The sequence below is a fragment of the Paenibacillus sp. 01T422 genome, assembly GCF_056398785.1.
In genome coordinates this window covers 1-8,373 of record NZ_JBFTQB010000500.1, presented here as the reverse complement: position 1 = coordinate 8,373, position 8,373 = coordinate 1, and the positions used below count along the sequence as shown (strand labels likewise).

Annotated in this window: 6 protein-coding genes and 2 pseudogenes; 6 read left to right on the top strand and 2 right to left on the bottom strand. The window is 44.7% G+C overall.

The genetic code is table 11. The features are described from left to right. Together AC1DUA_RS24285 and AC1DUA_RS24280 are read right to left on the bottom strand one after the other, a co-directional pair. A pseudogene (locus AC1DUA_RS24285) lies at nt 1-87 on the bottom strand (SAM-dependent methyltransferase); the annotation flags it as partial. Nucleotides 88-141: 54 nt separating this feature from the next. Then, complete coding sequence (locus tag AC1DUA_RS24280; RefSeq protein ID WP_477502208.1) at nt 142-1,266, bottom strand: peptidylprolyl isomerase; 1,125 nt, start codon at nt 1,264-1,266, stop codon at nt 142-144. 176 nt (nt 1,267-1,442) lie between these two features. Between AC1DUA_RS24280 and glgB the strand changes: the two genes are divergently transcribed. From glgB to cls, 6 genes and pseudogenes are all read left to right on the top strand, one after another. Then, on the top strand, nt 1,443-3,401 hold the full coding sequence (glgB, locus tag AC1DUA_RS24275; RefSeq protein WP_477502207.1) for a 1,4-alpha-glucan branching protein GlgB: 1,959 nt from the start codon (nt 1,443-1,445) through the stop codon (nt 3,399-3,401). Then, nucleotides 3,391-4,350: pseudogene (locus tag AC1DUA_RS24270) on the top strand (glucose-1-phosphate adenylyltransferase); the annotation flags it as partial. The gene glgB and the pseudogene AC1DUA_RS24270, both read left to right, overlap by 11 nt. A gap of 18 nt (nt 4,351-4,368) precedes the next feature. After that, entirely contained in the window at nt 4,369-5,286 is a 918-nt protein-coding gene (glgD, locus tag AC1DUA_RS24265) for a glucose-1-phosphate adenylyltransferase subunit GlgD (RefSeq protein WP_477502209.1), read from the top strand. Nucleotides 5,287-5,375: 89 nt separating this feature from the next. Then, nucleotides 5,376-6,557, top strand: a complete 1,182-nt coding sequence (locus AC1DUA_RS24260) for a glycogen synthase (RefSeq protein ID WP_477502206.1) — start codon at nt 5,376-5,378, stop codon at nt 6,555-6,557. Between the two features lie 129 nt (nt 6,558-6,686). Continuing rightward, entirely contained in the window at nt 6,687-6,881 is a 195-nt protein-coding gene (locus AC1DUA_RS24255) for a hypothetical protein (protein WP_477502205.1), read from the top strand. A 110-nt stretch (nt 6,882-6,991) separates the two neighbouring features. Then, nucleotides 6,992-8,373 (top strand): cardiolipin synthase (cls, locus tag AC1DUA_RS24250; protein ID WP_477502204.1); only part of this gene is annotated, 1,382 nt, incomplete at its 3' end.

The following is an 8,373-nucleotide window of genomic DNA, read 5'->3' as shown; positions in this document are numbered from 1 at the left end:
CAACACAACCGAGCCCCAGCGTTCAAGCTTTTCGCCGCCGCCGGTGTCGAGAAGTTCATAATCTACCCAATCTTTTGCATAAAACATGTTGCATTCCATCCTTCAACTTGTATACTTTAACAAACATTCATTGTACACCATTTATTCACTTAAATCGATCTTTTCAATCAAACCGGGTAATTCTTTTTCTGCAAATTGCTGGTATAGTGCTTGTTCCAGCGATCCTCTTAAGGTTTCCTTGACTGAATCGAAAGATTTCACGGATCTGGATTCGACTTTGATCACATGATAACCAAATTGTGTCTCAACAGGGTCGCCTACAGTGCCGACCGGTTGCTCAATCGCGGCTTTCTTGAATTCAGGCACCCAGTTACCAACTTCTGCATCTGCATAAAGTCCGCCTGTTTCCTTGGAGCCAGGATCTTCTGTTAATTCTTTTGCCAGCTTCGCGAAGTCTTCGCCGCTCTTAATTTTTTGTTGTGCATCTTTAGCAAGCTTAAGCGCTTCTTCTTTCGTGCGTTTCGCACTTCCGTCTTCGTTTGTTAAACTAAATAGAATGTGGCGGACCGAAGCAATCGTATAAGCATCTTTATCTTGTTTGAGGTTGTCGTCATATTTAGCTTTCAATTGTACGTCGGTGATGCTGGATTTGATATAGTTTTCTGCTGTTAATCGCCCAACGAGATAATACTGAAGTTCAGTTTCTGTCACTTTGAAGTTTTTCAAGTCTTCTAGAAACTTGGCTTCGCCATTTTGGATTTTCCAAGTTGCCATTTGTGCAGACGCCGTATCTTTAGCCGCTTTTTGATCAGCTTCGGAAGATTTACCGTACAGAATTCTATATTGAATCAATTGTGTCAAAACGCTTTTTTGATAGTCAGGGTTATCCTTAGAAGCTGTATGGTTGTTATTGAAAATGGCCTGCATCGCAAAGAAAGTATCAAACTCGCCTTTGGTTACCGTACCACCTTTATAGGTAGCAACGACTTTATTTGGATTGGTTCCGATCCAAATGGTTTCATTTTGTTCATCCCATTCGACTTTTTTTCCTAGGGCTTCACTCACGAAGCGAAGAGGGACGTAAGTAGAACCTTCATAAACAAAACCTTTTCCATCTGCAGGCACTTTTTCGACACCATCAAACATATATTTGATGCTGCGGAAGGCCACTTCAATTTGACTGCTAGCCGCAAAAGCAGCTGTTCCACTAATTAACGAACCGATCGTTAAACCTACGATAAGTCCTTTCACCTTGTCTTTCATCATCTGGTTTCCACCTTTCAATTGACTGTCACTTTAGTAATTCACCCAGGATAAAGGATTTTCCTTTTTTTAATATGAGGTTTGAAGGAATTCTCCACCTGCTTGTTGTATTTGTACTGTATGTGATTAATTGTTACATCCATATTTTGAAGAAAAAGGTCGATTATGGGAGGGATAACATGGGGGCAAATGTTGGTATACCCAGCTCAGAAGATTTGTTTCTACTTCATGAAGGATCCCTGTATCACAGCTATCGCATTCTAGGGGCGCATGTTAGCAAAAGAAAAGGTTATGAGGGAGTTCGTTTCGCTGTATGGGCACCTAATGCCAAACAGGTCAGCTTGCTCGGCGATTTCAACCAATGGCAGTCCGGTAAACACCGTATGGAGAAATTCAGTTCACTCGGGGTTTGGATGCTGTTTGTTCCTGAGGCAAGTGAAGGTGATCACTACAAGTACGAAATTCAAAGCGAAACAGATCAAATTTTGTTGAAAGCTGACCCTTACGCCTTTTACTCTGAAGTGCGTCCAGGCACAGCCTCTCGCGTTGTCGATTTGGAAGGCTACGAATGGCAGGATGAGGCCTGGCTGGAACAGAAGAAATTGGCTCCCGCTTATAATAAGCCTTTGTCGATTTATGAAGTGCATCTAGGTACGTGGCGCAAAAAAGACAGACATAGCGAAGAATTATATACCTATGACCAGCTTGCGGACGAGTTAGTTGATTATGCCGTAGAGATGGGTTATACACATATTGAAGTTATGCCGCTCGCTGAGCACCCGTTTGACCGCTCATGGGGCTATCAAGCGACAGGTTATTTCTCTGTAACCAGCAGGCACGGTTCCCCGAAAGAGTTCATGCATTTCGTCGATCGGTGTCATCAAAAAGGGATTGGCGTCATCATGGACTGGGTCCCTGGCCATTTCTGCAAGGATGCTCATGGCTTGAGGCAGTTTGATGGAAAGCCGTTATATGAATATCAAGACCCGCGCAAGGCCGAGAAGCTGGAATGGGGGACTCTTACCTTTGATTTTGGCAGGCCGGAAGTGCAAAGCTTTCTCATTTCAAATTCCATATTTTGGATGGATATGTACCATATCGATGGTATCCGGGTTGACGCTGTAGCTTCCATGCTGCACTTAAATTTCGGTAGATGGAATGAGAAGCCCCTTAAGAACCAATGGGGTGGGGATGATAATCCCGAAGCCGTCGCTTTCTTGAGAAAGCTGAATCAAGTTGTCTTCTCTTATTATCCAGATGCGCTTATGATGGCAGAGGACTCCACCGATTGGCCGCTTGTTACAGCTCCCGTGCATGATGGTGGGCTTGGATTTAACTACAAATGGAACATGGGCTGGATGAACGATATGCTGCGCTATATGAAGCTGGATCCCGTTCATCGCAAACATCACCATAAACTGATCACGTTCTCCTTTATGTACGCCTTTAGCGAAAATTATGTACTTCCGTTTTCTCACGATGAGGTTGTTCATGGGAAACGTTCACTCCTGCATAAGATGCCAGGCGATTATTGGCAGAAATTCGCCAACCTGCGCGTTTTATACGGATATATGTCAGGTCACCCCGGCAAAAAACTGCTGTTCATGGGCAGCGAATTCGGTCAATTCGACGAATGGAAAGACCAGGAGGAAGTGGATTGGTTCCTGCTGGACGGCTATGAGAAACATGAGCAGATGCACGCTTACGTGAAGGCGCTCAATCAATTTTATTTGGACCAGCCAGCTTTATGGGAAAAGGATCACAGTCCAGATGGTTTCAAATGGATTAATCCGCATGATGAGAGCCAAAGCGTCGTTACTTTCATGCGCCAAGGAAATATGGCTGAAGATGATCTGATTCTCATCTGTAATTTCACGCCAGAAGTACACCCTGATTATCGAATCGGCGTTCCACGCAGTGGGATGTACGAGGTTGTTTTTAACAGCGATGCCCCAGAATTTGGCGGTTCTGGCCAAGGGAATAAGCTGCCAATCACGAGTGAAAAAAGAAAATATCACGAACTGCCTTACAGCTTGTCTCTGTGTATTCCGCCGCTTGCGGCTGTTTATATAAAATGTGTGAAAGAATTCCAACTAGAGAAAACGAAGTTGAAGGGGGAAATCAGAGATGCGCAGTAAAGAATGTGTTGCCATGCTCCTCGCTGGCGGAGAAGGACGTAGACTAGGCGTACTAACGAATAATTTGGCCAAACCAGCTGTTCACTTTGGCGGGAAGTACCGTATCATTGATTTCACCCTTAGCAATTGCACGAATTCAGGTATCGACACCGTGGGTGTCTTGACGCAGTATCAGCCTCTCGTGCTCAACACGTATATTGGAATCGGCAGTTCGTGGGATCTGGACCGCAAGTATGGCGGTGTCACTGTATTACCTCCATTCATGGAGCAAAAAGGCGGAGATTGGTATAAAGGTACCGCCAACGCCATCTATCGCAACATTGGGTTTATTGAGCAGTACGATCCGGAGTATGTATTGATCATCTCGGGTGATCACATTTACAAAATGGATTATGATAAGATGCTTTCCTACCACAAAGAGAAGAAAGCTGATGCAAGTATTGCTGTTATTGAAGTGAAATGGGAAGAAACCAGCCGTTTCGGAATTATGAGCGTGAATGAGAATCAGGAAATAACTGAATTTGCCGAAAAACCAAAAGAAGCGAACAGTAACTTGGCTTCCATGGGTATTTATATTTTTAACTGGAGTGCTCTGAAATCGTATTTGATTGCGGATGAGGAAAATCCGGATTCCAGTAAGGATTTCGGGAAAGATGTTATCCCGATGATGCTGCAAAATGAAGCAAGATTGTATGCTTATCCGTTCGAGGGTTATTGGAAAGATGTCGGTACGATTGATAGCTTATGGGAAGCAAATATGGATCTGCTCGATGATAATAACGAGCTGAACCTTAATGATAAAGATTGGCGTGTGTACTCCCAGAATCCATATCAGCCTGCTCAGTATGTGGCGCCAACAGCGAATATTAAGCGTTCACTCGTGAATGAGGGTTGTGCGATTTTCGGAGATGTCGATCACTCTGTGTTGTTCTTCGGTGTACAAGTTGGGCACAAGTACCGTTCTTTAATGGATCACCTTGGGTCAGGAAAAGAGTGGGATTTGGACAGAAAGCGCGGTGGATTGTTCGTCCTTCCATCCGTCATGGATGAGCCAACGGGCATATCACGTGGGGATTTGTATCAATTCTATAGCCATCGGGACTATTTCTATCGCGGCAAAGAAGAGCTGGTTATTATTTCGCGCAGCCATATGGTGTGCAACCTTGATCTACGTGATGTTATCCGTCATCATGAGGACACGCAAGCGGACATTACCGTCATCTATAAGCAAACGGATGAGGATATCCAAGGTAAATTCCGCCGCTTGGCCGTCAAAGATAATGGACAAGTGACGCTAATGGAAGATCACACGGGAAGACTGCGGACAAATAACATTTCCATGGAAATGTATATTATGAGCAAAGCGCTTTTGCTGGACATGGTAGAATCTTGCTTGGCACAAGGGTATGATCACCTCGTTCGCGACGGTATTATGAAAAATATTGATAAGCTTAGCGTGTATGGCTATAAATTTGAAGGGCATGTAGGCATCGTGAATTCGATTCAAGGTTACTACAAACATAGCATGCAGCTGTTGAATCCAGTGATCTGGAGAGAGTTGTTCTTCCAGAAGAACCTGATTTATACGAAGGTCAAAGATGAGCCGCCTGCGAGATACTTGGAATCTGCCGCAACCAAAAACGCGTTGATCGCGAACGGCTGCATCATTGAAGGTAAGGTAGAGAACAGCATTTTGTTCCGTGGAGTGAAAATCCGTAAAGGTGCCTACGTGAAGAACAGTATTATCCTCCAAAACTGCGAGATCGAGGAGAATGTTATTATTGAGAATGCGATTCTCGATAAGGATGTCTTCATCTCACGCGGCCGCGTACTTACAGGTGACAACAAAGCACCGTTCATCGCGGCAAAAACAAAAGTGATCTAATCGGCATTGTTTTGAGCGCATAACTAGATATAATCCGAAAAGCCTGCCTCCCCAAAGGCGGCTTTTCGACTATCAGGAGGAGTGGAAAGATGAAAGTACTCTTTGCGGCTTCAGAGGCTGTTCCTTTTATCAAAACGGGAGGTCTAGCTGATGTGATCGGTTCTCTGCCAAAGGAACTTATCCAGCAAGGGCTGGATGTGCGGGTTATTTTGCCTAAATATGGCGGTATCCCTGCCAAGTACCGGAATGCGATGACAACGGCAGTGACGCATGATATTTATGTCGGTTGGAGAAAGCAATATATCGGCATTGATGTTCTCCAGCAGGATGGGGTTACTTTTTATTTCGTGGACAACGAGTTTTATTTCAATCGTCCAGGCATTTATGGGTATGGCGACGAGGCAGAACGTTTCGCTTTCTTCTGTAAAGGCGTTATCGAAACATTGCCACTGCTCGACTTCCAGCCTGATGTCATCCATTGCCACGATTGGCAAACCGGTATGATTCCCGTGCTGTTGAAGGCTCATTATCAACATCTGCCATTCTATAGCGAGATCAAAACGTTAACAACCGTTCACAATTTGAAATACCAAGGTGTGTTTAGTCAATCATTGTTTAGAGAGCTGTTTGGCCTATCCGACGACCATTTTGGTGGTACGGCGCTTGAACTGCACGGAGGTGCCAGCTTCCTCAAAGGGGGGCTTCTGTACTCTGACCGTATAACAACGGTGAGCCAGACCTATGCTGAAGAGATTCAAACTCCATATTTTGGTGAACATTTGGATAGCCTGCTGCGGCATCGTAAGGATCAGCTGACGGGGATTGTGAACGGTATTGATTATGAAGTGTTTGATCCGATGACTGATCCGCATCTCGTGTCCACGTACCGAGATTCGCTGCCCAAGAAGCTGCTGAACAAGACAGCACTCCAGGAGCGTCTAGGATTAGATGTGAGAGATGATGTGCCGATGATTGCCTTAGTAACCCGATTGGTGCAGCAGAAAGGGTTAGATCTCATCCAGCACGTTCTCACTGAAATCCTGTCGCTAGACATTCAACTCGTCGTGCTGGGGACAGGTGAATACGACTACGAGGAGATGTTCAAACAAGCGGCTCATGATATGCTGCATACGATTCGCCGAGCGGTCTTTTTCTACAAAAATGACCGAGATGCCTGGCTGAAAATTCAGCAGAATATGAAAAAAGGCGACTTTAGCTGGAAGAAGTCCGCGCAGCAGTACATTGGACTTTATAAGCAAATGGTCAAATAAATGAAAAAAACAGGACTGGAGGCTCATAGCTTCCAGTCTTTTTTACCTATTTCCTCTTCATTTCTCATTTACAAATGACGATAAGTATGTTGTCAGGTGAAAATTAGTGAGGGAGGCAGTTGTTAATACATGAGCCGGACTACAGATTGTTTTACAGACGCAGATATGTATCTTTGCATGCTATTTCAAACACCTGTTGAGGTGTGGTTTGACGACGAATTAGAAGACTCAGGAACACTCATAGAAGCGTATTCGGATGATGTCATTAAAGTAGGCGGCGTGTACTATCTACGGAAGCTATGCCTAATTAAAAAAATAGCATAATGCAGGGCCAGCCTCGTATTCTAAGTTAGAATGCGAGGTTTTTTTCGAAATTGCTGAAAATAAGGTATAATATTCCTGATCCACTGACAACAACGGTTAGGAGTGGCAAAATGGATTGGATATCGCACGCGCTTACTGTACTTTTTATTGTTAATATTCTTCTTGCTCTTACGGTCGTGTTCTTAGAACGCCGAAACGTGGCTGCTACCTGGTCATGGTTGATGGTGCTGCTATTTATTCCGATTCTCGGCTTTCTGCTCTATGTGATGCTAGGGCAGAATTTAAGCCGCAGGAAGCTGTACAAATGGAACCAGCGGATGCAAGAAAGAATGCAGACGGTCATCTCAGAACAGCGGGAGCAGCTGATGAACGGGACGATGACTTATCTGGATCCCATGGTCAACGAATACCGTGATTTGATTTATTTGAACGTGTCCTCCAATGACGCATTTCTGACCCAGGATAACGGCGTCCATATTTTCACGGATGGCATAACCAAATTCAGCGATTTACTTTTGAAAATTGAAGCCGCGAAAACGCATATTCATATGCAATATTACATCGTGAAGAATGACTCGCTTGGGCAAAGAATTATTCAGGCGTTAACGAAAAAAGCGGAGGAAGGGGTCATCGTTCGATTTTTGTATGATGATATTGGTTCACGTTCCTTAAAAGATTCCTTCTTCCGAGATTTTCTGAAAGCCGGCGGGCAGAAAGCAGCCTTTTTCCCTTCGCGAATTCCTTATTTGAACTATCGGGTTAACTATCGCAATCACCGGAAGTTAGTCATTATTGATGGCCAAATTGGGTATATGGGCGGGTTCAATGTGGGGAATGAATATCTCGGCATGGATCCTCGGTTCGGCTTTTGGCGAGATACTCACTTGCGACTAACGGGTAGCGTGGTTCGTGCGCTTCAGTCCCGATTCATCTTGGACTGGAATTTAGCTTCTACGACGCTAGTCGAAGTGGATCAGTGTTATTTTCCAGAACGTGAAGCAGGAGATGCCTTGCAGCAAGTACCTATGCAGATTGTGGCTAGTGGGCCTAATGAAGAATGGCCGCATTTTGTGTATACGTTCCTCAAAATGATTCACATGGCCAAAAAGCGGATTCTGCTGCAGACGCCATATTTTATTCCAGAAGAGAGTATGCTTAATGCTTTGCGCATTGCAGCCTTGTCAGGAATTGATGTTCGTATCATGATTCCAGAGAAAGCGGATCACTTGTTTGTGCATTGGGCTTCGTTGTATTATGTGGGGGAATTGCTTCGCGCCGGAGTGAAATGTTACCTCTACGACTACGGGTTTTTGCACGCGAAGACCATTGTCATCGATGGGAAAGTGGCATCGGTAGGGACGGCTAACTTCGACATTCGCAGCCTGCGGCTTAATTTCGAGACGAATGCGCTTATGTATCACGCGGAAACAGCGRAGAGGCTGGAAGCAACCTTTTGGAAGGACATGGAAGGTTGCATGGAACTAACGTTGGA

Coding starts and splice junctions, on each gene's coding strand:
- AC1DUA_RS24280 (WP_477502208.1), bottom strand. CDS start 1,266: ATGATGAAAGACAAGGTGAAAGGACTTATCGTAGGTTTAACGATCGGT.
- glgB (WP_477502207.1), top strand. CDS start 1,443: ATGGGGGCAAATGTTGGTATACCCAGCTCAGAAGATTTGTTTCTACTT.
- glgD (WP_477502209.1), top strand. CDS start 4,369: ATGGATCACCTTGGGTCAGGAAAAGAGTGGGATTTGGACAGAAAGCGC.
- AC1DUA_RS24260 (WP_477502206.1), top strand. CDS start 5,376: ATGAAAGTACTCTTTGCGGCTTCAGAGGCTGTTCCTTTTATCAAAACG.
- AC1DUA_RS24255 (WP_477502205.1), top strand. CDS start 6,687: ATGAGCCGGACTACAGATTGTTTTACAGACGCAGATATGTATCTTTGC.